This is a genomic window from Mycobacterium sp. NGS34, from assembly GCF_059812845.1.
Genome location: NZ_JCALDM010000002.1, coordinates 743,879 through 765,062, shown reverse-complemented (window position 1 = coordinate 765,062; position 21,184 = coordinate 743,879). Strand labels below are relative to the sequence as shown.

Sequence of the window (21,184 nt, the reverse complement as noted above, 5' to 3'; positions counted from 1 at the left end):
GTGCACGCCCCGGAGTGGGTATCGAAAAGGTATGCGCGTAGCGACCTTCAACATCCTGCACGGCCGCACCGTCGGAAACGGGGTGGATCCCACGCGGCTACGGGACTGCGTGCGCCACCTGAATCCCGACATCCTCGGGCTGCAGGAGGTCGATTGCGATCAGCCGCGTTCCGACCGCGCCGACCTCACGGCGGTGGCGGCGGAAGCCATGGGCGCCGTGGAACATCGGTTCGTGGCCGCGATATCGGGCACGCCCGGCGCGACCTGGATGGCCGCCACGGGCAAGGAACAACCCGGCACGGCGGCCTACGGGATCGCGCTGCTGTCCCGGTTCCCGGTGGCCAATTGGCAGGTGGTGCGATTGCCGCGAATTCCCGTGCGGTTTCCCATGTATCTGCCCGGACCGAATCGGGTGATGGTCGTCGACGAGGAGCCGCGCGCGGCGGTGATCGCGCAGCTGCGCACGCCGTGGGGCGGGCTCACGGTGGCCAACACGCATCTGTCGTTCGTGCCCGGCTGGAATCGCCGCCAGCTGCGCCGGCTGGTCAATGACCTGCACGGCTTCCCGGGCCCGCGGCTGCTCACCGGTGACCTGAACATGACGCCGCGGGCGGTGCGCCGGTGGTCCGGCATGCGGCCCCTGGCGGTGGCCGCAACCTTTCCCGCGCACACCCCCAATCGACAGCTCGACCACATCCTGACCGACGACCCCGGCCTGCGCGCCGGCGCCGCGCGGTCCGACGTGATGCCGATCTCCGATCACCGGCCGCTGGTGGTCGACCTCGAACGCGCGTGAGTCGCGCGGCTTACCCGCCGGCCAATCCCATCGTGTCGAGCCGGCGGTGGACCCGATCGATGTCGTCGGGTGAGGGCAGCTCGTCGGTGACCCGGAGGATCGCCACCCCGACGTCGGCGTCAGCGATCGACTGGCGCTCGCGCCTCGTGAGGGTGGTCGCGATCGTGGTGACCTCGTCGTCGCACATTCGCCGCGGGAGCAGCGCCAGCACCGGCGCGTAGCCGAAGCGCGGCGCGCCGCCCGGGTAACCGGCGCGCAGGAACGCGATGACGCTCGACACCGTGTCGCGCAAGACCATCTGCCAGGAATAACCCGGCGTGCCGGTTTGAAACAACACGGGGCCCGGTCCGACTGTCGGACCGGGCCCCAATGGAAATGGCCTACTGGTTTTCCTTCTGGCGCTCCTCGGCGGCCTTCGCGCCGGCGCGCGCCGATTCGGCTTCGGCTTCCTTCTTGCCCGCGTCGCGCTGGGCGTCCGCCTTGTCCTGCTGCGCCCGGCCCTCTTCGACCAGGTCGTCGCGGCCGGTGACGGCCCCGCCGACCTCCTTCACCTTGCCCTTGACGCCTTCAACGGTGCCCCGCACGGCCTCTTGTGGTCCGCTCTTGTGATCGCCCATGGCTCGACCTCCCTCTCGTGGTTACGTCTTGGTTCGCAACTACCGGCTTCCCGCCCGGGGCGGGGCCAAACACGGCCGGCCGATCGCGGGCGGGGCGATTCGCCGTGCGAACCAACGCGTTTGAAAGCGATATTTCCGGGTAGTTCCAGCTCCCGACTGCTCAAGGGGGTGAAATCGCTGAGCACCGTTGCAGTGATAGGGGCGACCGGCACGGCCGGGTCCCGCGTCGTCGCCAGGCTGAAGGCCCGCGACGTCGAGGTCGTCGAGATCTGCCGCGCGCACGGCGTCGACGTGATCTCGGGACGAGGGTTGTTCCAGGCGCTCGCCGGGGTCGACGTCGTGATCGACGTCTCCAACCCGATGCCCGCCGACGGGCGGTCGAACGTGACCCAAACGGTGGCCACCGCGACCCGCAACGTCGTCGGCGCCTGCGCGGCGCGCGACGTGCGGCGACTGGTGGTGCTGACGATCGCCGGAATCGAGGACCCGTCGTTCGACGGCTTTCCGTACTTCGAGGCGAAACGGGCGGCCAAGGAGATCGTGCTGGACGGCCCGGTTCCGGTGGCGCTGGTGAAGTCCACGCAGTGGTACGAGTTCGCCACCAACCCCGCCGCGGTGAGTGCCCGCGACGGCGAGGTGGCGGTCCAGGACTGGCTGATCCAGCCCATCGCCGCCGACACCGTCGCCGACGTGCTGGTCGAGGCGGCGCTGGGGCAGACGCATCGGCCGCGCACGATCACCGGCCCGCAGGCCGTTCGCCTGCCGGAGCTCACGTCGAAACTGCTCGCCCAGCGGGGCGACAACCGTCGCGTGCGCGCGGTGCGGCCGGCGCTCGGCGCGCTCGGCACCGGGGCGCTGCTGGCGTCCGACGGCGCCATCGTCCTCGGCCCCGACGTCGACACCTGGCTGCACACCGTTTCGGGCGCCGGCTCCGACGGCGAGGTTTCGGACGCCGGCTCCGACGGCGAGTCGGACGGGAACGGCAGCGCTCCGCCGGCGAGGCTGCGACCGCGGGACCTTTCCCGCACCAGCCGTTAGGCCTGGCCGGGAAACGAACACTCGCCCCATCCCAGGTCACGGTTGCGTCACGATCGGCGTCACGATTGCTTAAGAACCGGGCCCGTTCTCTAAGAATTCTCAACATTGGCAGTCGTATTTATTTGCTCGCACAGCGAAAATGGGGCTCGTGGGGCAAACGAGCCGGGCGTGGTGCGCGGTGAATCGTTTCCGGCGAACGCCAGCACTTTTGGCTTCGGCTACTTTGGTTTTCGAGGATCGGGAGCCTCTGTGAACGAAATCAATTGATCAATTTCGAAGGACAACACTGATCATGAAAAACAGCAGTATCGTCGCGCGCCGGAAAGTTGCCGGCATCAGCGCGGGCTTCCTGCTCGGGGGATTGACCGTGGGCGTCATCGGCGCCCCGTCGGCGGCCGCGGCACCCGACTGCAGCCCCGCCGGTGTGAACGCCACCGTGTCGTCGGTGCAGGGCGCGGCGCAGCAGTACCTGGCCGCTCACCCGGACGCCAACCAGGTGGTCACGGCCGCCTACGGGCAGCCGCGGCCGGAGGCCGCGTCGAACCTGCGCGGCTATTTCACCGCGCACCCGCAGCAGTACTACGACCTGCGCGGCATCCTGGCACCGATCGGCGACACGGAACGGCAGTGCAACGTCACGGCCCTGCCGCCGGTCCTGGAGTCGGCCTACCAGGAGTTCATGGCCGGCTGATCCCGCCCGAAGACGACCCGCCACAGCGCCGTGGCGGGTCGTTTCGCGTGTCCGGCCGGCGGGTACTGAGCGGGTAATTGTGGAGTCGGCCAATGCGACTGGAGGCAACGATGCGGCTGCGTCGCAGCGATCTGGGCAAGCCGGGGATCGCCCGCAAGCGCCGGGGCAAGGGCTTCGCCTACTACGACCCCGCCGGCAACCTGCTGTCCGATCCGGACACCGTTGCGCGCATCAAGGGCCTGGTCATCCCGCCCGCCTGGAAGAAGGTGTGGATTTCCCCCGATCCGAAGGGCCACATCCAGGCCGTCGGCACGGACGCGGCCGGGCGCCGGCAGTACCTCTATCACACCGCCTGGCAGCAGGAGCGCGCCGAGGAGAAGTTCGACCGCGTGCTGGAGCTGTCGGTGCAGTTGCCGATGTGGCGCGCGCGCATCGCGAAAGACCTGGCGCGCCGCGGCTTGACGCGCGAGCGCGTGCTGGCGGTCGCGCTGCGCCTGCTCGACCGCGGCTACTTTCGCGCCGGCGGTGAGCAGTACGCCGAGGAGCACGAGTCCTACGGACTGGCCACCCTGCTGTGCAGCCACGTGACCGTGCGCCGCGACGCGGTGGAATTCGACTTTCCGGCCAAGAGCGGGGTGCGGCGCACGGTGGAAATAGCGGACGCCGAAATCGTTCGCGCGGTGCGCGCCCTGACCCGGCGCCCGCAGCGCACCGACCGACTGCTGGTGTGCCGTAACGGATCCGGATGGGTCGACGTCCGGTCCGACGACCTCAATGCCCGCTTCAAGGAGATGGTGGGCGACGAGTACACGGTCAAGGACCTGCGCACCTGGCATGGCACGGTACTGGCGGCGGCCGCGTTCGCGGACGCCGACCCGCCGGTGTCGCAGCGGGTGGTCAAGCGCGTCGAGTCCGCCGTCATGAAGGAGGTCGCCGAGGAGCTCGGCAACACCCCGGCGGTGGCTCGCGGATCCTACGTGGACCCGCGCGTCGTCAGCGGTTACGAGCAGGGCCTGACGATCGAAACGGCGCTGCATCGCGCCGAACGCCTCCGCCGACCCGAGGCCAAGCAAGAAACACTGGAGAAGGCGACCCGCCTGCTCATTCGCCGAGTCGCCAAGGGCCACAGCGCATCCGGAGCCTCCCCGCTGCCCAGGAGTGCGTGAACCGGCGACGCATAAGGCTCGCGAATTCGGGTATGCGGGACTTTGTGCGCCGAAGCACCGCGCGAAAGCGCTGCTCGGAAAGCCGCCCGGAAAGTCGAACCCATGGCGATCCGGTCCCGTTCGGCGCGGCGGATAAGCCGACGCGGGCAGAGATTCGCGCGCCCAACGACACCCAATCTGTCGAGGAGGGCATTCGATGTCGAAGCAAGAGGTCTCGGACTATCTACTGGAGCGGCTGCGGACGTGGGGCGTCGAGCACGTGTTCGGCTATCCCGGCGACGGCATCAACGGGATCCTGGCCGCATTCGGCCGCGCCGACAACCGGCCGATGTTCATCCAGTCGCGGCACGAGGAGATGAGCGCCTTCGAGGCGGTGGGGTACGCCAAGTTCACCGACCGCGTCGGGGTGTGCATGGCCACCTCGGGCCCCGGCGCCATCCATCTGCTCAACGGCCTGTACGACGCCAAACTCGACCACGTTCCGGTGGTGGCCATCGTCGGTCAGACGAACCGCAGCGCGATGGGCGGGTCCTATCAGCAGGAGGTCGACCTGCTCAGTCTGTTCAAGGACGTCGCCAGCGACTACGTCCAAATGGTCACCGTCCCAGAGCAATTGCCCAACGTGCTGGACCGCGCGATCCGGGTGGCCATGGCGCAGCGGGCCCCGACGGCGCTGATCATCCCGTCCGACGTGCAGGAGCTGCCGTACTCGCCGCCCACCCATGCCTTCAAGATGGTGCCCTCCAGCCTGGGCATCGAGTGGCCGGCGGTCTCTCCCGACGACGCGGCGATCCGGCGCGCGGCGGAAGTGCTCAACGCCGGGAAGCGGGTCGCGATGCTCGTCGGCAACGGCGCCAGCGGGGCCCGCGAGGAGCTGGCCGAGGTCGCCGATCTGCTCGGCGCCGGGGCGGCCAAGGCGCTGCTGGGCAAGGACGTGTTGAGCGACGAATTGCCCTGGGTCACCGGGTCGATCGGCCTGCTGGGCACCCGGCCCAGCTATGAGCTGATGCGCGACTGCGACACCCTGCTGACCGTGGGGTCGAGTTTCCCGTACACCCAGTTCCTGCCGGAGTTCGGGCAGTGCCGCGCGGTGCAGATCGACATCGACGGCCGGTTCATCGGCATGCGCTATCCCTACGAGGTCAACCTGGTGTCGGACGCGAAGGCCGCGCTGCGGGCCCTGATTCCGCACCTGCGCCGCAAGGAGGACCGCGGCTGGCGCGACACCATCGAGGCCAACGTGTCGCGCTGGTGGGAAACCATGGACATGGAGGCGAAGGTCAGCGCGGATCCGATCAACCCCATGCGGTTGTTCTCCGAGCTGTCCCCGCAGCTTCCCGACGACGCGATCGTGACGGCCGATTCCGGTTCCGCGGCCAACTGGTACGCGCGAAACCTCCGATTCCGCGGCAACATTCGCGGCTCGCTGTCGGGCACCCTGGCGACCATGGGACCCGGTGTCCCGTATGGCATCGGCGCGAAGTTCGCCCACCCGCAACGGCCGGTCATCGTGTTCAGCGGTGACGGCGCCATGCAGATGAACGGCATGGCCGAACTCATCACGATCAAGCGGTACTGGCAGGAGTGGGACGACCCGCGCCTGATCGTCGCGATCCTGCACAACAACGACCTGAACCAGGTCACCTGGGAGATGCGGGCGATGGCCGGCGCGCCGAAATTCGCGGAATCCCAGAACCTTCCTGACGTCGACTTCGCCGGGTTCGCGGCCAGCCTGGGCCTGAACGCGATGGCCATCAAGGACGGCGACGAGCTCGCCGACGCCTGGCGCAACGCGTTGTCCGCGGATCGTCCCACCGTGTTGGACGTCTACACCGACCCCGACATGCCTCCGATTCCGCCGCACGCCACCTGGGATCAGTTCAAGGCGGCCACCGCCGCGGTGCTATCCGGCGACGAGGACCGCGTCGGCTTCGTCAAAGGGGGCCTGAAAACGAAGGCCCAGGAGTTCTTGCCGCACAAGAAGAATTGAGAGGCGGCAAAGCGATGAGCGGGACCCGAACGCCCAAGTTGTTCGAAGCGCTGGCCGCCGATCTGCGTGCCGAGGTCGACGGCGAAGTCCGGTTCGATCCGGGGTCGCGCGCGGCGTACTCGACCGACGCGTCCAACTACCCCCAGGCCGGCAATTTCGGCTTCGAGAAGGGCCATTACGACGTGTCGGTGGCGTGCGCGGAGGACAAGCTGTTGCCGGCGCTGCGCGACGCCGACACCGACGCGCTGGTGCTGGCCGACGGGTTCAGTTGCCGTACCCAGATTCGCGCGCCCGCGTCCGACCGGCGCCCGGTGCACGTCGCGCAGGTCCTCGCGGGCGCCTTAGGCAAACGGCCCTAGCCCAGTCCCGACCGCGCGCTGCGCAGGTCGTCGACGAATAGCGCGTAGGTCTCGTCGTGGGAATCGCTGCGGTCGCGCAGCACCGCCGACGGGTGCACGGTCGCCACGACGATCGGCTCCGGGTCTAGCTCGACGTCGACCGCGGCCGGCAGCCGGATGGTCTCGCCGCGCTGGGCGGATACTCGAAAGTCCGCTCCGAGAAGCGATTGCGCGGCCGTCGCACCCAGGCAGACGATCACGCGCGGTGCCACCGCCTCGATCTCGGCGATCAGCCACGGGCGGCACGCGACGACCTCGGTGCGGCTCGGTTTCTGGTGTCCGGCGCTTGCCGCCCTTGCGGGTGAACTTGAAATGCTTGACGGCGTTGGTCTGGTACGTCAGCGTCGGATCGATCTGCGCATCGTCGAGCGCGCGGGCGAGCAACCGCCCCGCGGGCCCGACGAAGGGCAGCCCGGCGCGGTCCTCCTGGTCCCCCGGTTGCTCGCCGACCAGCATGATGGGCGCGCCCCGGTGCCCGTGGCCGAACACCGTCTGGGTGGCGTCGGCGAACAGCGGGCAACCGTGGCAGCGCTCGGCCGCGGTTTTCAGCGAATCCAGCCCGCGGTCCTGCGGCAGGTAGCGCGCGGCGCTGGTCTTGGGCGCGGCCATGATTGGGGCCGGGATCAGCCCTTGCCCATGATGGCGTCGCGCGCCCGGTCCAACATCGCCGCGAACGGGCCCGCGGTCAGGTTGGCCACCTGCGACTCAACGCCGGCGTGCGGCCGGGTGGGCGCGATCGCCTCGGCGAGCTTGGCGGCGCGGCCCATCCTGGCCAGCTCCTCGTCGCTCAATTCCTCGCCCAGCTTGGCGAACTCGTCCTTCTCCTCGTGCTCGGCGTGGTCGATCACCGCGTCGCGGAGCTCCGTCAGGTGCCGGGTGAACTCCTCGCTGTCGACGTCGAGCTTCTCGAGCTTCTGCAGGACCGTCTTGGCCTCGTGCTCCTCCTCGAGTCGCTTGTCCACCACCGCGGCGCCGTCGGCGATCTTCCGCTTGGCGCGCGGGTGAACGATCTCCTCTTCGGCGGTCTCGTGCACCGCGAGCATCCGCCGCAGTTCGACGAACGCCTTCTCCCGGTCTTTCCCCGAGGCCGCCAGCGTTTCGGCGAACATCGACTTGATCCGCTCGTGCTGACTGACCAGAAAGTCGACTACGTCGGAGCGCGACTTGATGGCGGTCTGAGCCATGATGTCCCTCCCATCTGAATACACGTCAGCGCGCGGGCTGTTGCGCGCTCCCTCGCGGCTACCCGAGCGATACGGCCACCAAACGGCGTGTGAATTGCGCAGGTCGGGGTACTTCTTGTCGAAACGGGGCTGATCGTGAGGAGAAACCAATGAGCGCAACACGAAGCCCCTCTCGCGCGCCAGTCGACATCGACAACGACGTCGAATTGATCACCGGACAAATCAGGGCGCTCAAGGACCTTGCAAAGCAGGACGACGAGGCGCCGATCAGCGAAGGCCAACGCTACGACTTCAGCATCAGGTGGGGCACGGTGCTGGCGGGGCGGCTGCGACGGCTGGCGCACTACCGCTCACTGGGACGGCTCGACGAAACCGGCGAGCGCACGTTTGACGCGCTGCGCAACGAGTTACACGCGCTGGCCCACCTGATCGATCGATTCCGGCTGGCTCAACCGAACTTCACCGACGCCCCGCCGGCGAAGGCGACGCGGCTCTATCCCCGAATCCTTCCCTGAGAAAGTCCTTCCCGGACAAGCCGATTCCGGTCCGTGCCCACCCGTGCAGTGCGACGAAGGCGCCCGCGAACACGAACGACGCCGGCGCGAAATTCCACCGCCCGGTCAGCGCCGTCAGGGCGGGCAGGTCAGCCACCCGGGTGACGATGTTAACGCCGATGACGACGACCGAAAGCAGGCTGCCGACATACCAAATCGCTTGTACCACATTGGGATTGCGGCCTAGGCGGAAAGCGCATAGCCGTGCGTTGCGGCGACGCCGACGAGCAGGACCGCGCCCAAAACCGTCACCAGCCGGGGCAGGTTGACGGCGATGTAGCGCCGAGGCTGAGGAGTCGAAACAGCCGGCTGCGGTGCCAGCTTTCGGGCCCCGTCTCGACGAGGAAACCCACGGTGCGCACTTACCCGGGCAGGGGTTTCTCAAACGTGGGGAGGAATTGCCGCTTCGACGGCGCCCTGCCGCTCGGCTACATTCGGGTCAGGATGCCGGGCTAAGGAGGCCACTGGCATGAATCCTCAGGATCCGTACGGGTACGGCCCGCTCAGTTACGACCCACTCGGTCGCCTGCCCCCCGCCGGCCCGCCGGTGCAACCACCGGTCTTGCCGCCGCCGCCCGCCGAGCCGTACCGCCCGCCGACCAACGCGATGGCCACCCAGTCGCTGGTGTTCGCCTTCGCGTCCCCACCCGTCGGCGCCATGCTGGGACACCTGGCGCTGGCGCAGATCCGCCGCACCGGTGAGCTCGGCCGAGGCCGCGCGCTGGCCGCGGTGGCGCTGTCCTACGCCTTCATCGGCCTAGCGGTCCTCGCCCTGGTCGCGTGGGCCGCCGTGGCCGCGTTCACGTCCACCCCGAATCGCCCGGCGCCGCCGGCCACCACCGTGGCGGCGCCGCCGGGCCCCACGGTCGCGTCGGACGCCGTCGCCACCGTCCTGCCCGGCCTCGGCGACCTCAAGACGATCACCGACGACCAGAACCTCGAGGCCGGCCAGACGTGGGACCATCCCGCCCGGTCCGACCGGGAGGGAACCATCGACCGCCCGGAATGCTGGGGCAGCATCGCGCCCGGGACCCCCGACGCCTACGACGTCGGCGCCATCACCGGCTACCGCGCGGCGGAGTTCTCCGACACCCGCAGCCTGCTCAAGTCGGTTCAGGTCATCGAGGCCGTCGCGGCGTTTCGCGACGCGCCGGCCGCGCAGGCGCAGCTGGCGAAGCTGCTCGACGGGTGGCACCGATGCGGCGGCACGACGGTAAGCGTGACGATTCCCGAGGCGGGGGCGATCCCGTTCTCGCTCAGTACGCCCGCCGACGCCGGCAACGGCGTCACCACGATGGACCTGACCCCCAAGGGCCTCCAGGTGCGCTCCACGCGCGCCGTCGCGGCCAAGGCCAACGTCGTCGTCGACCTGTACGTCTCCTGCAGCGGCACCACCGACGGCGCGCGGGCGCGGCAATCCGCGGTGAGCGTCGCCAACGCGGCGCTGAACAAGATTCCGGGGTAGCAGCGGCGCCCCAGTAGGGTGGGCCCATGAAATATCTCGACGTCGACGGGGTCGGACGGGTCAGCCGAATCGGCCTGGGCACCTGGCAGTTCGGTTCCCGCGAGTGGGGCTACGGCGAGGGCTACGCCTCCGGCGCCGCCCGCGACATCGTGCAGCGCGCCCGCGCGCTGGGGGTCACGCTCTTCGATACCGCCGAGGTGTACGGGCTGGGCAAGAGCGAGCGGATCCTCGGCGAGGCGCTCGGCGACGAGCGCGCCGAGGTCGCGGTGGCCAGCAAGATCTTCCCGGTGGCCCCCTTCCCCGCCGTCATCAAGCAGCGCGAGCGCGAGAGCGCGAAGCGGCTGGGCCTCGAGCGCATCCCGCTCTACCAAATCCACCAGCCCAACCCGGTGGTCCCCGACTCGGTGATCATGCCGGGCATGCGTGACCTGCTCGACGACGGCAAGATCGGCGCGGCCGGCGTCTCCAACTACTCGCTGGCGCGGTGGCGCAAGGCCGACGCCGCGCTCGGGCGGCCGGTGATCAGCAACCAGGTGCATTTCTCGCTCGCCCACGCCGGCGCGCTGGAGGACCTGGTCCCCTTCGCCGAGCGCGAGAACCGCATCGTGATCGCCTGGAGCCCGCTCGAGCAGGGGCTGCTGGGCGGCAAGTACGGCGTGGACAACCGTCCCGGCGGCATCCGCGCGGTGAACCGCTACTTCGGCACCGAAAACCTGCGCCGCATCGAGCCGCTGCTGCAGACGCTGCGCGACGTCGCGGCGCAGGTCGGCGCCAAGCCCGCGCAGGTGGCCCTGGCCTGGCTGATCAGCCTGCCGGGCGTGGTGGCCATCCCCGGCGCGTCCAGCCTCGAGCAGCTCGAGTTCAACGTCGCCGCCGCCGACATCGAGCTGCCCCCGGAGTCCCGCGACGCCCTCACCGACGCGGCGCGCGCGTTCCGGCCGGTGTCGAACGGGCGATTCCTGGTCGACAAGGTGCGCGAACAGCTGGGGGTTTAGGACTGCTGGGGGGGGGTTTAGGACTGCGCCGTCTCCGCGAACGCCGGGGGGCTGGCGGGGGCGCCGCGCGCCACTACCAGCGGCATCGACGTCGACGCATTGGTGCGCAGGATCGTGTGGACCACGTCGATCAGGTCCTCGACCGGCATCAGCTTGCCGGGCATGCAGCCGCGCGCCGCCCACAGCGGGGCGGCCTTCATCGCGAGGTCCATGTCCCAGCCGGTGGTCATCCCGGTAGCCGCGTCGCCCTCGCCGCCCCCGCACTCCCCCACGATCAGGTTGGTGAAGCCGATGTCGGGATGTTCGGCCCGCCATGCCTCGACGAGCCGCTCCAGGGCCGCCTTGCTGACGCCGTAGGCCCCGAGGCCCGGCCAGGGTGGCCCGAAGGTACCGGCGTCGGAGGCGAGGTAGACCACCTTGCCCGCCGACTCGGTCAGGTGCGGCACCGCGGCCGCGGTGACCAGCGCCGCTCCGATCACGTTGGTGTCGAAGACGCGCCGCCAGGTGTCGGCGTCGGTTTCCACCAGGCGCGCGAGCGGGCCGATGGCCGGGGTGTAGACGAGGTTGTCGATGCCGCCGAACGCGTCGGCCACACCGGCGATCGCCGACCGGCAGGACCCCTCGTCGGTGACGTCGCATTCGATGGCGATCGCATCCGGCCCCGCCTCCTTCGCCGCGGCCTCGATGCGTTCGCGGCGCCGGGCGAGCAGCGCCACCTGATCGCCGCGCTGCGCCAGGCCGACGCCGATGCAGCGCCCGAGTCCGCTCGAGGCGCCCACCACCACTGTCCTTGACATATTTGCCCTCTCCTGTAACGAGCTGCCGTCGGCCAAAACCTACCGGATATCGCCCGTCGCATGGCGAGAGCTCGGCTGATTAGTTGCTTACGACGGTGTTCCGGTGCCCCAATTTGGCCCGGTACATGGCCGCGTCCGCGCGGGCCGTGATCGTGTCCTCGGAGTCCCCGGGAAGGGCAAGCGTGGCGCCGATGCTCAGGGTCGCGGAGAAGGTCTTGCCGGATACGTGGATGGGTTCGGCGGCACGACAGCGAATCTTCTCCGCGATCTGGGCGAGCTCGTCGACGCTGCCGACGCCGGGCAGCAGGACGAGGATCTCGTCCCCGCCCGTGCGGCCGACGGTATCCCCGCGGCGAACGCTCGCTCGAATCCGTTCTGCCAGGGTTGCGAGCACGAAGTCGCCGATGCCGTGTCCCCAGGTGTCGTTGATGTCTTTGAAATGGTCCACGTCGCAGAACAACACCCCGACGTGCGTTCCGGAAGGTCGAATCTGTTTCAGCGCGGAGGCGAGCCGGTCCATGGCCTCCGCCCGGTTCACCAGACCGGTGAGGGTGTCGATCCGCGCCAACCGTTCGAGCCGCTGTTCCGCCTCGACCTGATCGTCGACGATGCGCACCGCGGCGATTAGGCCGTCGGTGTTGCCCTCGGCGTCGACGTACGGCTTTCCGTGCGCCTCGACCCAGTGGTAATTGCCGTCGTGGGAGCGGACCCGGAACCGTTGCACGACCGATTCGCCGGCCGCGACCCGCCGCAGGGCGGTGATGACCGCCTCCTGGTCCCGCGGATGGACGTGGCGGTCGAAGTCCGAGCCGGTCCAGGCTTGCGGTGGCCGGCCCAGCGCGGCCTCCACGGACGGCGAGATCCACGCGACCTCGCGCCCGCGCAGGTGCACGATGATGTCCACCGCGTTCTCGGCGAGGATGCGATAGCGCCTCTCGGCGTCGGCGCGTTCCTTGCTGACCAGTTCCTTCTCTATAAGCAGCTTCTGCTCGCGCTGGCTCAGGTAGAACGTCACCGCACCGACGACGAGGGTCCCCAGCAGTACCGAAAAGGTCCACTCCGCGTGCTCGCCTAGCCCGAGCCCCAGGAAGACCGGCCGCGACAGTGCGACGACGACCGGGAAACCGGCGAGGATACCCGCCAACCTGAGCAGCGACGTCCGGTCGGGCCGGGCGAGCAGCCAGGCGACCGGAAATCGGTCGGGGCGGGCCAGCGACGTCGCGGCGGCGAGCAGCAGCAGCGCCAACGCCGTCATGAACGCCTGGCCGGTCGAAGGCGTGTAGCCCACCAGCGCCAAAGCGCCGAACAGGTACGCCCGACCGTGACCAGCGGGACGGCCGCACCCGCCGCCATACAGGCGGGCCGGATCACGCGGGTCCACCGATCCGCTCGGATCAGCGCCGCAGCGGGCGACAGGAGCAGGGCCGATGTCGCCGTCTGCGGGCTCGGGCGACCTGGCCAGGTCTGTTGCGACGCGCGCACGGCGTCGCCGAACCACACCTGGTCCAGAGCCGACGACGACCCACCCGCCGCGTACTCCGCAAGGATGATGGCGGCGAGGGCACCGACCACCAGGGCGAACCCGCGGCCAGCCCAGACGCGACCCCGCGACGGGTGGCCCGACTGTGCCAGGATCGCCGCACTCAGCGCCGCCAGCCACAACGCGGTCCACGGCATCATCTGCGGCCAGCTCGGATCGAGCCGGGTCAGCCGGTCGACACCGGTCGCCCACCCCACCCACGTCGCGGCGGCGAGGGTGAACCCGACCAGCAGGGCAAGCCGTCGGCACCAGGCCACATCATTCAGGCATGCGTCGGGTTCCGGCCTGTCCGTCGGCTGCCTTTTCCTTCGCAGCGGCACAACCGAGATTGTGAGCGGGCAGCTAACCCATGTCTGGGGGAAAAGGTAATAAATCCCGGGGCGAAGGTCACCGGTGCGTGACCCAGGGGTCGTCCGGGCTGGTCAGGCCCCGTCGGGGGCCCGAAGCACCACGGCGGTGTGCGCGTCCACCGTGAGCGTGCCCCCGCCGGGCACCTCCTCGGCGGGCGTCTCCTCCTCGGGCCCGGTGAACACCACCAGGGTCCAGGAGGCGCCGAATTCCTTTGGCGGAAGGGTGAATTCGATCGGCTCGTAGTGGGCGTTGAAGCACAACAGGAACGAGTCGTCGAGCACCCGCTGCCCCCGCGCGTCGCTGTCGGGGATGCCGTGGCCGTTGAGGAACACCGCGAGGGACTTGGAGAATCCCGCGCCCCAGTCCTCGTCGGTCATCTCCGTGCCCTCGGGGGTGAACCAGGCGATGTCGGGCAGCCCCTCCGGGCCGCGCCGGCCCAGCGGCTTGCCGGAGAAGAACCGGCGCCGGCGGAACACCGGGTGCTGGGCCCGCAGCGCCGAGACCATGCGGGTGAACTCCAGCAGGCCCGCGTCGGCGTGGGCCCAATCGATCCAGGTGAGCTCGTTGTCCTGGCAGTAGCCGTTGTTGTTGCCGTCCTGGGTGCGGCCGAGCTCGTCGCCGTGGCAGATCATCGGCACGCCCTGGGACAGCAGCAGGGTGGTGAGGAAGTTGCGCTGCTGACGGGCGCGCAGTGTGTTGACGTCCGCATCGTCGGTCGGCCCCTCGGCGCCGCAGTTCCAGGACCGGTTGTGGCTCTCGCCGTCGTTGTTGTCCTCGCCGTTGGCCTCGTTGTGCTTCTCGTTGTAGGAGACCAGGTCACGCAGCGTGAACCCGTCGTGGGCGGTGACGAAGTTGATCGAGGCCACCGGCCGTCGCGAGGTGTGTTCGTAGAGGTCGGCCGATCCGGAGAGCCGGTAGGCGAACTCGTCGAGCGTCGCGGGCTCGCCGCGCCAGAAGTCCCGGACCGTGTCGCGGTACTTGCCGTTCCACTCGGTCCACTGCGGCGGGAAGTTGCCCACCTGGTAACCGCCGGGGCCGACGTCCCACGGTTCGGCGATCAGCTTGACCTGGCTGACCGTCGGATCCTGTTGCACGAGTTCGAAAAACGTGGCCAGCCGATCGACGTCGTAGAACTCGCGGGCCAGCGTCGAGGCCAGGTCGAAGCGGAAGCCGTCGACGTGCATCTCGGTCACCCAGTACCGCAGCGAGTCCATGATCAGCTGCAGCGCGTGCGGGTGCCCGGCATTGAGGCTGTTGCCCGTGCCGGTGTAGTCCATGTAGTACTGCTTGTCGTCGTCGACCAGCCGGTAGTACGCGGCGTTGTCGATCCCGCGCATGCACAGCGTCGGGCCAAGGTGGTTGCCCTCGGCCGTGTGGTTGTAGACCACGTCGAGGATGACCTCGATGTCGGCCTCGTGCAGTGCGCGCACCATCGCCTTGAACTCCTGCACCTGGCCGCCGGGGGACGTGGCGCTGGAGTACTTGAAGTCGGGCGCGAGGAACCCGATTGTGTTGTAGCCCCAGTAATTTGACAGGCCCTTGTCGACGAGGGTCGAGTCGTTGGCGAAGTGATGCACCGGCATCAACTCGATCGCGGTCACGCCGATGCTTTTGAGGTGCTCGATGATCACGGGGTGCGCCACGGCCGCGTAGGTTCCGCGGATCTGCTCGGGGATGTCGGGATGGGTCTGCGTGAGGCCCTTGACGTGCGCCTCGTAGATGACGGTGTCGGCGTACTGGTGGTCCGGTGGCCGGTCGTTGCCCCAGTCGAAGTAGGGGCTGATGACCACCGACTTCGGCATGCTCGGGGCCGAGTCCTCGTCGTTGCGGCTGTCCGGGTCGCCGAAGTTGTAACCGAACAGGGACTGGTTCCATTCGAAGCTGCCGTCGATGGCCTTCGAATACGGATCCACCAGCAGCTTGTTCGGGTTGCACCGCAGGCCGTGCTCCGGCTCGTACGGCCCGTGCACGCGGTAGCCGTAGCGCTGGCCGGGTTCGATGCTGGGGATGTAGGCGTGCCAGACGAACCCGTCGACCTCGGGCAGGGCGATCCGGCTCTCGGTGCCGTCGGCGTCGAACAGGCACAGCTCGACGCGCTCGGCCACCTCGCTGAACACCGCGAAGTTGGTGCCCGCGCCGTCGTACGTCGCGCCGAGCGGGTAGGCCTTGCCCGGCCAGACTTCTCCGGTGGGGGTGGGCGCGTGGAGTCCAGGGCCGGTCATGGCGCACTTGATACCCCGCCCACGCCGAGGTCAAACACTCGTTCGAAATCGCCTGTCTTACAAGGTGCTTAGGGCTTCAGCATGACCTTGACGGCCCCGTCCTGCTTCTTCTGGAAGATCTCGTAGGCGTGCGGGGCCTCGTCGAGCGGCAACACGTGGGTGGCGAACGTGTCGACACCCAGCGGGTCGTCATCGCTCAGCAGCGGCATGATGTCGTCGACCCACCTCTTCACGTTGGCCTGCCCCATCCGCAGGGTCACCTGCTTGTCGAAGAGGGTCAGCATCGGCAGGGGGTCGGCCATCCCCCCGTAGACCCCGATCAGCGAGATGGTTCCGCCGCGCCGCACGATGTCGATCGCGGAGTACAGCGCATTGAGCCGGTCCACGCCGGCGGTCTGCATGACCCGCTTGGCCAGCACGTCGGGCAGCATCCCGCTGGCCTGCTGGGCCAGCCGGGCGGCGGGGGATCCGTGCGACTCCATGCCCACGGCGTCGATCACCGAGTCGGTGCCCCGGCCGTCCGTCAGGTCGCGGATCGCGTCGCCGAGGGACGAATCGAGCCGGCTCAGGTCGATCGTGTGGATGCCCCGCCCCGCGGCCCGGGCCAGGCGTTCGGGCACCAGGTCGACGGCGATGACCCGGTAGCCGAGATGATCGGCGATGCGCGCGGCCATGTCCCCGATGGGGCCCAGGCCGAGCACCGCCACCGAGCCACCGTCCGGGATGTCGGCGTAGGCCACCGCCTGCCAGGCGGTCGGCAACACGTCCGACAGGTAGACGAAGCGCGAATCCGGCGGTCCCACAGGGACTTTGATGTGCGTGAACTGCGCCTGCGGGACGCGCAGCAGTTCGGCCTGCCCGCCGGGGATTTCGCCGTAGAGCTCCGAATAGCCGAACAGCGCCGCGCCCATCCCCTGGTCGCGCACCTGGGTGGTCTCGCACTGGGTGTAGAGCCGCATGTCGCACATGTGGCAACGGCCGCAAGAGATCTGGAACGGGACGACGACGCGGTCGCCGACGCGCAGGTCGCCCGTCTGGCCACCGACCTCGCGGACGACCCCCATCGGCTCGTGCCCGAGGATGTCGCCCGGATTCATGAACGCTCCGAGGATTTCGTAGAGGTGCAGGTCCGACCCGCAGATGTTGGTCGAGGTGACTTCGACGATGGCGTCGGTCGGCTGCTCGATCTTGGGATCGGGCACCGACTCCACGCGAACGTCGCGCTTGCCCTGCCAGGTGACGGCTTTCATGTGCATGGCACATACCCGCACCGCGCCCGCCGAAACGCCACCGACCGTCGCAGGCGCGCGGCTACGGGTGGGGGCCGCGGTGGCGTGGCTTGAGCGGATGTTCGCTGTCGATCAGCGCTTTGGCGATGTCGATCAGCTTGGTGTTGGACTGCTGGGACAGCCGGGTGAGCAGTTCGAACGCCTCGACGGCATCGAGGTTGAAGCGCTCCATGATGACGCCCTTGGCCTGACCGATGGTGTCCCGGGACGCCAGCGCGCTGCGGAACTGGTCTTGCCGGCGCATCATCGACCACGCCAGGGCCACGTGGGTGGCGAAAATGCCTCCGATTTCCAGTGATTCGTCGCCGAACGCGTGGGGATGGTCGGCATAGAAGTTGAGCGCGGCCATGCTTTTGTCGTCGTCGAACAGCTCGTACGACGCGATCGAGCGGATCGGGGTCGCCTCGAGCGCGTCGCGTTGATAATTCGGCCAGCGTTGGTCGACGTTCAGGTCGTCGACGTACATCATGTGGTGCCGCCACGCCGCGGCCAGGCATGGCCCCTCCTGACGCCGGTCCTGGATGGTGTCCAGAACCGCGGCGTAGCGGTGGGTGGCGACCACGCTGGTGACGGTGTTGCCCCGTTCGGCGAGGGTTATCCCCGCGTACTGGCAGCCCGGCACGTGCCGGACGCCGCTCTCGATGAGTTCGCGCAGCCCGGCCGCCGTCTCCGTGCCCTGGCGGTCAAGGCTTGTCATCAGGTCCGTCAGCTGGGCGACGACCGTGTTCCTGTCGACCGGCATCTCGTCACCCCCTCAAGGGCTTTCCGGCCGGGAGCGCCGCGGTGACGGATCCAACGCGTCGACCCATAAAACGAAGCCTACGGGCCAAACAACGAAGTACAAACAGGGGAAACGAACTCCCCCGGAAGGCGCCCCGCGCCGGTCGCCGAGCGGCTCGATAACATCCTTGGTGGTCAACGGCTTTCGCGTTGGATTGAGTTCTTTACCGGACTCGTGCCCTTGGCGGCGTTCCGCAAAGTGCGATTGGTTGAGCGCAGATCGGTGTTGACCGCCGAGAGCTCGGCATTGTGGTCCTCCAGGCTCAGGATGCGCGCGATGCCGGCGAGGTTGACCCCGGCGTCGACCAGGGCGCTGATGCGCTGCAGCCGGGCCAGATCGTCGGCGCTGTAGCGCCGCGTCCCCCCATCGCTGCGAGCGGGACTCAAGAGCCCGTGCCGCTCGTAAAGGCGCAGCGACTGTACCGGGATTCCGGAAAGTTCGGCGGCCACCGAGATTCCGTACACGCCGCGATCCGACGCCGGCGCGCCGGTGTCGCCAGTGCTCTCGGTCATCGGACATCTCCCCAGTGGTTCATTCAAGAAATCTGTTTATCACACTTGCACATCATATGTCGACAGTGCTATAAGAAATCTATGTAATTGGACATAGGTAACAGCCGCTTCACAGCCGCAGATTGGAGTGAAAGGTGACCGCCATGCTGATGCGTTCCGACCCCTTCCGTGACCTCGACCGATTCGCCCAACAGGTGCTGGGCACGGCCGCCCGCCCGGCGGTGATGCCGATGGACGCCTGGCGCGAGGGAGAGCAGTTCGTCGTCGAGTTCGACCTGCCGGGCATCGACGCCGACACGCTCGACATCGACATCGAGCGCAATGTCGTGACAGTGCGCGCCGAGCGCCCCGGCGTCGATCCCAACCGGGAGATGCTGGCCACCGAACGGCCGCGCGGGGTGTTCAGCCGCCAGCTCGTGCTCGGCGAAAACCTGGACACCGACAGGATCGACGCGTCCTACTCCGAGGGCGTCCTGCGCCTGCGCATCCCGGTGGCCGAGAAGGCCAAGCCGCGCAAGATCTCCGTCGCGCGCGGCAACGGGCACAAGGCCATCAACGACGACGCCAAGAGGGAGGTGATCGACGCCTGACGACCGACGGGTGGGGCGGCGCTCGCCGCCCCACCGATGCCCGGTGCGGCGAGGTCCCACGATGGAATGGCATGTGAACGGGCAAACGCCCGACATCGAAGAGACGCTGGCGGGCGGCGTTCCGCAGGGCGTCGGCTGGTTCCGGTTCCTCTTCGCCGACCAGCGCTGGGAGTGGTCCGACCAGGTGCAGCGGATGCACGGCTACGAGCCGGGCAGCGTCACGCCGACCACCGAGCTGGTGCTCGCGCACAAGCACCCCGACGACCGCGGACAGGTCGCGGCCACGATCGACCAGATCCTGAACACCCGCCAGGCGTTCAGCACCCGTCACCGCATCATCGACACCGCCGGCACCGTGCGCCACATCGTCGTCGTCGGCGATCAGCTCTTCGACGATCACGGTGACGTGATCGGAACGTACGGGTTCTACGTCGACGTCTCGCCGTCGCGGGAACGCGCGCAGGAGGACCTGGTCACCGCGCGGCTGGCGGAGATCAAGGAGAACCGCGCCAGCATCGAACAAGCCAAGGGCATGCTGATGCTCGCCTACCGGATCAGCGACGAGGCCGCGTTCAACCTGCTCAAATGGTTATCCCAGGAAGCGAACGTCAAGCTGCGCCTGCTGGCCGAGCAGATCGCCGAAGACTTCCTCGGCGCCGGCCTGCCGCTCAACTCGCAGGAATTCGACCACCTGCTGCTGACCGCGCACCAGCGCATCAGCCGCTCCGACGATCGGCCGGTCAAGAGCTGACGGAATCGCGGGCGGCGGCCACCAGCTGGGCGACGCCCTTCTCGATCCCGGCGGCGAGCGCCTCGATGTCGGGTGCGGTGTCGTAGTCGGCGGTGATCCCGAAGATGAACGTGTCGGCGTAGCTGAGCATGGCGATGCCGGTGCGCAATTGCAGGGCGATCGGCGGGATCGGAAAGATCTCCAGCACGCGCCGGCCCATCAGTTTCTGTTGCTTGCGTGGACCGGGAACGTTCGTCGCCAGGGCGACCACCGCCCGCTGGGGAAGCCGCGCCAACAGGCGAATCGCCCACGCGGAGAACGCGAACGGCACGTTCTTGGCCGCCGAGATCAGCGCACTGCCGCCCTCGCGCTGGCCGCTGGCCTTCGCCCGGGTGAGCCGGCCGTGCACCAGCCGCAGCTGCTCGATCGGGTCGCCCTCGTCGACCGGCAACAGCGGCAGCATCGCCGAGACCTGGTTGTCTGTCACGTCGAAGTTGTTGGTCGGGCGGACCGAGACCGGGACGAGCGTGCGCAACGAGTTGCGCGCCGGCTGTTCGCCGCGATCGATCAGCATCGCGCGGTAGCTGTCGGTGATGGCCGCCAGCGCCACGTCGTTGAGGGTCACGCCGAACGCCGACGCGACCTCCTGCAGATCGGCCAGGCGCACCCGGGCCACGCTGAACCGGCGCATCGCCGTGACCGGACCGTTCAGCGAGGATTCCGGGGTGGGGCTGAACAGGCTGGCCGTCAGTTCGGCGGCGCCCACCGCGACCTGTTCGGCCGTCGCCGCCGCGGCGAGCGTGCTTCGCACGATCCCACTCACCCAGCTCAGCGGGTTGAGGCTGAACTTGGGCAGGCCCAGCCCGGGCGTCGCGGGCTCCTTGGCGGCGCGGATCTGGGTGGCGAACGTGTCGGGCTCGCCGTGTTCGTCGCGGTCGTCGCTGAACCTGGCCAACATCTGCGTCGTCGCGATGCCGTCGGCGATGCAGTGGTGGATCTTGGTCAGCACGGCCCACCGGTCGTCGCTCAGCCCCTCGATGATGTAGCACTCCCACAGCGGGCGCTCGCGGTCGAGCCGACGCTCCATCACGGCCGCGATCGTCTCGAACAGCTCGGCGTCGCCGCCCGGGTGCGGCAGCGCGAGCCGGTGCACGTGCCGTGCGATGTCGAAGTGCGGGTCGTCCACCCATTCGGGTGCGCCGAGATCCAGCGGGTGCGTCCGCAGGATCTGCGTGCACCGCGGGATGGTCGGCGCGCGTTTGGCGAAGGCGGCGACGAACTCGTCGTAGGCGGGAGCGGGACCCTCCATGATCGATACGCCGCCGACCGCCAGGCTCACGTGCGGGTCGGAGTCCTCGACTTCGAGGAAGGTGGCATCGAGGGCGGTCAATTGCTCCATCTCGCCACTTTCCGCCCCGGGACGGCCCCGCGGTCAGAGTCAGAAGTCCCCAACTTTCGGGGCCTAATGACGGCAGCGC

At 68.8% G+C, this 21,184-nt stretch carries 21 protein-coding genes and 2 pseudogenes; 11 read left to right on the top strand and 12 right to left on the bottom strand.

Annotation, left to right across the window (positions count from 1 at the left end):
* The first annotated feature begins 31 nt into the window (after positions 1 to 31).
* Positions 32 to 796, top strand: coding sequence for an endonuclease/exonuclease/phosphatase family protein (locus tag AC5Y7V_RS08625; protein WP_499879575.1), 765 nt, complete (start codon positions 32 to 34; stop codon positions 794 to 796).
* A gap of 10 nt (positions 797 to 806) precedes the next feature.
* Here AC5Y7V_RS08625 and AC5Y7V_RS08620 read toward each other — a convergent pair whose 3' ends face one another.
* On the bottom strand, positions 807 to 1,133 hold the full coding sequence (locus AC5Y7V_RS08620) for a DUF3349 domain-containing protein (protein WP_499879574.1): 327 nt from the start codon (positions 1,131 to 1,133) through the stop codon (positions 807 to 809).
* A 43-nt stretch (positions 1,134 to 1,176) separates the two neighbouring features.
* Positions 1,177 to 1,413, bottom strand: a complete 237-nt coding sequence (gene mbp1 / locus AC5Y7V_RS08615; RefSeq protein WP_499879573.1) for a microaggregate-binding protein 1 — start codon at positions 1,411 to 1,413, stop codon at positions 1,177 to 1,179.
* A 168-nt stretch (positions 1,414 to 1,581) separates the two neighbouring features.
* Here mbp1 and AC5Y7V_RS08610 point away from each other — a divergent pair, with 168 nt between their 5' ends.
* From AC5Y7V_RS08610 to AC5Y7V_RS08590, 5 genes and pseudogenes are all read left to right on the top strand, one after another.
* Positions 1,582 to 2,451 carry an SDR family oxidoreductase gene (locus AC5Y7V_RS08610; RefSeq protein WP_499879572.1) on the top strand — a complete coding sequence of 290 codons (870 nt, stop codon included), beginning with the start codon at positions 1,582 to 1,584 and terminating at the stop codon, positions 2,449 to 2,451.
* A 292-nt stretch (positions 2,452 to 2,743) separates the two neighbouring features.
* Positions 2,744 to 3,142 carry a heme-binding protein gene (locus AC5Y7V_RS08605; RefSeq protein ID WP_499879571.1) on the top strand — a complete coding sequence of 133 codons (399 nt, stop codon included), beginning with the start codon at positions 2,744 to 2,746 and terminating at the stop codon, positions 3,140 to 3,142.
* A gap of 110 nt (positions 3,143 to 3,252) precedes the next feature.
* Positions 3,253 to 4,308: a DNA topoisomerase IB gene (locus AC5Y7V_RS08600; RefSeq protein WP_499879666.1), complete on the top strand. Its 1,056-nt coding sequence runs from the start codon at positions 3,253 to 3,255 to the stop codon at positions 4,306 to 4,308.
* A 196-nt stretch (positions 4,309 to 4,504) separates the two neighbouring features.
* The gene (locus AC5Y7V_RS08595) at positions 4,505 to 6,298 is read left to right on the top strand and encodes a thiamine pyrophosphate-requiring protein (RefSeq protein ID WP_499879570.1); all 1,794 of its coding nucleotides are present in this window, start codon (positions 4,505 to 4,507) and stop codon (positions 6,296 to 6,298) included.
* Between the two features lie 143 nt (positions 6,299 to 6,441).
* A pseudogene (locus AC5Y7V_RS08590) lies at positions 6,442 to 6,657 on the top strand (hypothetical protein); the annotation flags it as partial.
* Here AC5Y7V_RS08590 and AC5Y7V_RS08585 read toward each other — a convergent pair.
* Positions 6,654 to 7,152, bottom strand: a pseudogene (locus AC5Y7V_RS08585) (uracil-DNA glycosylase family protein). The pseudogenes AC5Y7V_RS08590 and AC5Y7V_RS08585 sit on opposite strands and share 4 nt — an antisense overlap.
* Positions 7,153 to 7,319: 167 nt before the next feature.
* Positions 7,320 to 7,880 carry a hemerythrin domain-containing protein gene (locus tag AC5Y7V_RS08580; protein ID WP_499879569.1) on the bottom strand — a complete coding sequence of 187 codons (561 nt, stop codon included), beginning with the start codon at positions 7,878 to 7,880 and terminating at the stop codon, positions 7,320 to 7,322.
* A 149-nt stretch (positions 7,881 to 8,029) separates the two neighbouring features.
* Here AC5Y7V_RS08580 and AC5Y7V_RS08575 point away from each other — a divergent pair, with 149 nt between their 5' ends.
* The 3 genes from AC5Y7V_RS08575 to AC5Y7V_RS08565 all read left to right on the top strand — a co-directional run bounded on the left by AC5Y7V_RS08575 (position 8,030) and on the right by AC5Y7V_RS08565 (position 10,894).
* Positions 8,030 to 8,395 (top strand): hypothetical protein, encoded by a 366-nt coding sequence (locus AC5Y7V_RS08575; protein ID WP_499879568.1) that lies wholly within the window; start codon positions 8,030 to 8,032, stop codon positions 8,393 to 8,395.
* 508 nt (positions 8,396 to 8,903) lie between these two features.
* Positions 8,904 to 9,899: a sensor domain-containing protein gene (locus tag AC5Y7V_RS08570; RefSeq protein WP_499879567.1), complete on the top strand. Its 996-nt coding sequence runs from the start codon at positions 8,904 to 8,906 to the stop codon at positions 9,897 to 9,899.
* 26 nt (positions 9,900 to 9,925) lie between these two features.
* Positions 9,926 to 10,894 carry an aldo/keto reductase gene (locus AC5Y7V_RS08565; RefSeq protein WP_499879566.1) on the top strand — a complete coding sequence of 323 codons (969 nt, stop codon included), beginning with the start codon at positions 9,926 to 9,928 and terminating at the stop codon, positions 10,892 to 10,894.
* Between the two features lie 17 nt (positions 10,895 to 10,911).
* On the opposite strand, the gene AC5Y7V_RS08560 is transcribed toward AC5Y7V_RS08565, so the two are convergent.
* The 7 genes from AC5Y7V_RS08560 to AC5Y7V_RS08530 all read right to left on the bottom strand — a co-directional run bounded on the left by AC5Y7V_RS08560 (position 10,912) and on the right by AC5Y7V_RS08530 (position 18,386).
* Positions 10,912 to 11,679, bottom strand: coding sequence for an SDR family oxidoreductase (locus tag AC5Y7V_RS08560; RefSeq protein WP_499879665.1), 768 nt, complete (start codon positions 11,677 to 11,679; stop codon positions 10,912 to 10,914).
* Positions 11,680 to 11,770: 91 nt separating this feature from the next.
* On the bottom strand, positions 11,771 to 12,979 hold the full coding sequence (locus tag AC5Y7V_RS08555) for a diguanylate cyclase domain-containing protein (protein ID WP_499879565.1): 1,209 nt from the start codon (positions 12,977 to 12,979) through the stop codon (positions 11,771 to 11,773).
* Entirely contained in the window at positions 12,943 to 13,488 is a 546-nt protein-coding gene (locus AC5Y7V_RS08550; RefSeq protein ID WP_499879564.1) for a hypothetical protein, read from the bottom strand. Before AC5Y7V_RS08550 ends, AC5Y7V_RS08555 begins: the two co-directional genes overlap by 37 nt.
* A 165-nt stretch (positions 13,489 to 13,653) precedes the next feature.
* Positions 13,654 to 15,804: a glycogen debranching protein GlgX gene (glgX, locus tag AC5Y7V_RS08545; RefSeq protein WP_499879563.1), complete on the bottom strand. Its 2,151-nt coding sequence runs from the start codon at positions 15,802 to 15,804 to the stop codon at positions 13,654 to 13,656.
* 68 nt (positions 15,805 to 15,872) lie between these two features.
* Positions 15,873 to 17,054, bottom strand: coding sequence for a zinc-dependent alcohol dehydrogenase (locus AC5Y7V_RS08540; RefSeq protein ID WP_499879562.1), 1,182 nt, complete (start codon positions 17,052 to 17,054; stop codon positions 15,873 to 15,875).
* 61 nt (positions 17,055 to 17,115) lie between these two features.
* Positions 17,116 to 17,835, bottom strand: a complete 720-nt coding sequence (locus AC5Y7V_RS08535) for a GAF and ANTAR domain-containing protein (RefSeq protein WP_499879561.1) — start codon at positions 17,833 to 17,835, stop codon at positions 17,116 to 17,118.
* Between the two features lie 173 nt (positions 17,836 to 18,008).
* Positions 18,009 to 18,386: a MerR family transcriptional regulator gene (locus tag AC5Y7V_RS08530; RefSeq protein ID WP_499879560.1), complete on the bottom strand. Its 378-nt coding sequence runs from the start codon at positions 18,384 to 18,386 to the stop codon at positions 18,009 to 18,011.
* Positions 18,387 to 18,529: 143 nt separating this feature from the next.
* Here AC5Y7V_RS08530 and AC5Y7V_RS08525 point away from each other — a divergent pair, with 143 nt between their 5' ends.
* Together AC5Y7V_RS08525 and AC5Y7V_RS08520 are read left to right on the top strand one after the other, a co-directional pair.
* Positions 18,530 to 18,976: an Hsp20/alpha crystallin family protein gene (locus AC5Y7V_RS08525; RefSeq protein ID WP_499879559.1), complete on the top strand. Its 447-nt coding sequence runs from the start codon at positions 18,530 to 18,532 to the stop codon at positions 18,974 to 18,976.
* Positions 18,977 to 19,037: 61 nt separating this feature from the next.
* Positions 19,038 to 19,727, top strand: coding sequence for a PAS and ANTAR domain-containing protein (locus tag AC5Y7V_RS08520; RefSeq protein WP_499879558.1), 690 nt, complete (start codon positions 19,038 to 19,040; stop codon positions 19,725 to 19,727).
* Here AC5Y7V_RS08520 and AC5Y7V_RS08515 read toward each other — a convergent pair.
* On the bottom strand, positions 19,717 to 21,105 hold the full coding sequence (locus AC5Y7V_RS08515) for a WS/DGAT/MGAT family O-acyltransferase (protein WP_499879557.1): 1,389 nt from the start codon (positions 21,103 to 21,105) through the stop codon (positions 19,717 to 19,719). The genes AC5Y7V_RS08520 and AC5Y7V_RS08515 overlap by 11 nt on opposite strands.
* Between the last annotated feature and the right edge of the window lie 79 nt (positions 21,106 to 21,184).

Coding starts and splice junctions, on each gene's coding strand:
- AC5Y7V_RS08520 (WP_499879558.1), top strand. CDS start 19,038: ATGGAATGGCATGTGAACGGGCAAACGCCCGACATCGAAGAGACGCTG.
- AC5Y7V_RS08515 (WP_499879557.1), bottom strand. CDS start 21,105: ATGGAGCAATTGACCGCCCTCGATGCCACCTTCCTCGAAGTCGAGGAC.
- AC5Y7V_RS08575 (WP_499879568.1), top strand. CDS start 8,030: ATGAGCGCAACACGAAGCCCCTCTCGCGCGCCAGTCGACATCGACAAC.
- AC5Y7V_RS08530 (WP_499879560.1), bottom strand. CDS start 18,386: ATGACCGAGAGCACTGGCGACACCGGCGCGCCGGCGTCGGATCGCGGC.
- AC5Y7V_RS08625 (WP_499879575.1), top strand. CDS start 32: ATGCGCGTAGCGACCTTCAACATCCTGCACGGCCGCACCGTCGGAAAC.
- AC5Y7V_RS08570 (WP_499879567.1), top strand. CDS start 8,904: ATGAATCCTCAGGATCCGTACGGGTACGGCCCGCTCAGTTACGACCCA.
- AC5Y7V_RS08605 (WP_499879571.1), top strand. CDS start 2,744: ATGAAAAACAGCAGTATCGTCGCGCGCCGGAAAGTTGCCGGCATCAGC.
- AC5Y7V_RS08525 (WP_499879559.1), top strand. CDS start 18,530: ATGCTGATGCGTTCCGACCCCTTCCGTGACCTCGACCGATTCGCCCAA.
- glgX (WP_499879563.1), bottom strand. CDS start 15,804: ATGACCGGCCCTGGACTCCACGCGCCCACCCCCACCGGAGAAGTCTGG.
- mbp1 (WP_499879573.1), bottom strand. CDS start 1,413: ATGGGCGATCACAAGAGCGGACCACAAGAGGCCGTGCGGGGCACCGTT.
- AC5Y7V_RS08565 (WP_499879566.1), top strand. CDS start 9,926: ATGAAATATCTCGACGTCGACGGGGTCGGACGGGTCAGCCGAATCGGC.
- AC5Y7V_RS08600 (WP_499879666.1), top strand. CDS start 3,253: ATGCGGCTGCGTCGCAGCGATCTGGGCAAGCCGGGGATCGCCCGCAAG.
- AC5Y7V_RS08595 (WP_499879570.1), top strand. CDS start 4,505: ATGTCGAAGCAAGAGGTCTCGGACTATCTACTGGAGCGGCTGCGGACG.
- AC5Y7V_RS08540 (WP_499879562.1), bottom strand. CDS start 17,054: ATGAAAGCCGTCACCTGGCAGGGCAAGCGCGACGTTCGCGTGGAGTCG.
- AC5Y7V_RS08535 (WP_499879561.1), bottom strand. CDS start 17,835: ATGCCGGTCGACAGGAACACGGTCGTCGCCCAGCTGACGGACCTGATG.
- AC5Y7V_RS08580 (WP_499879569.1), bottom strand. CDS start 7,880: ATGGCTCAGACCGCCATCAAGTCGCGCTCCGACGTAGTCGACTTTCTG.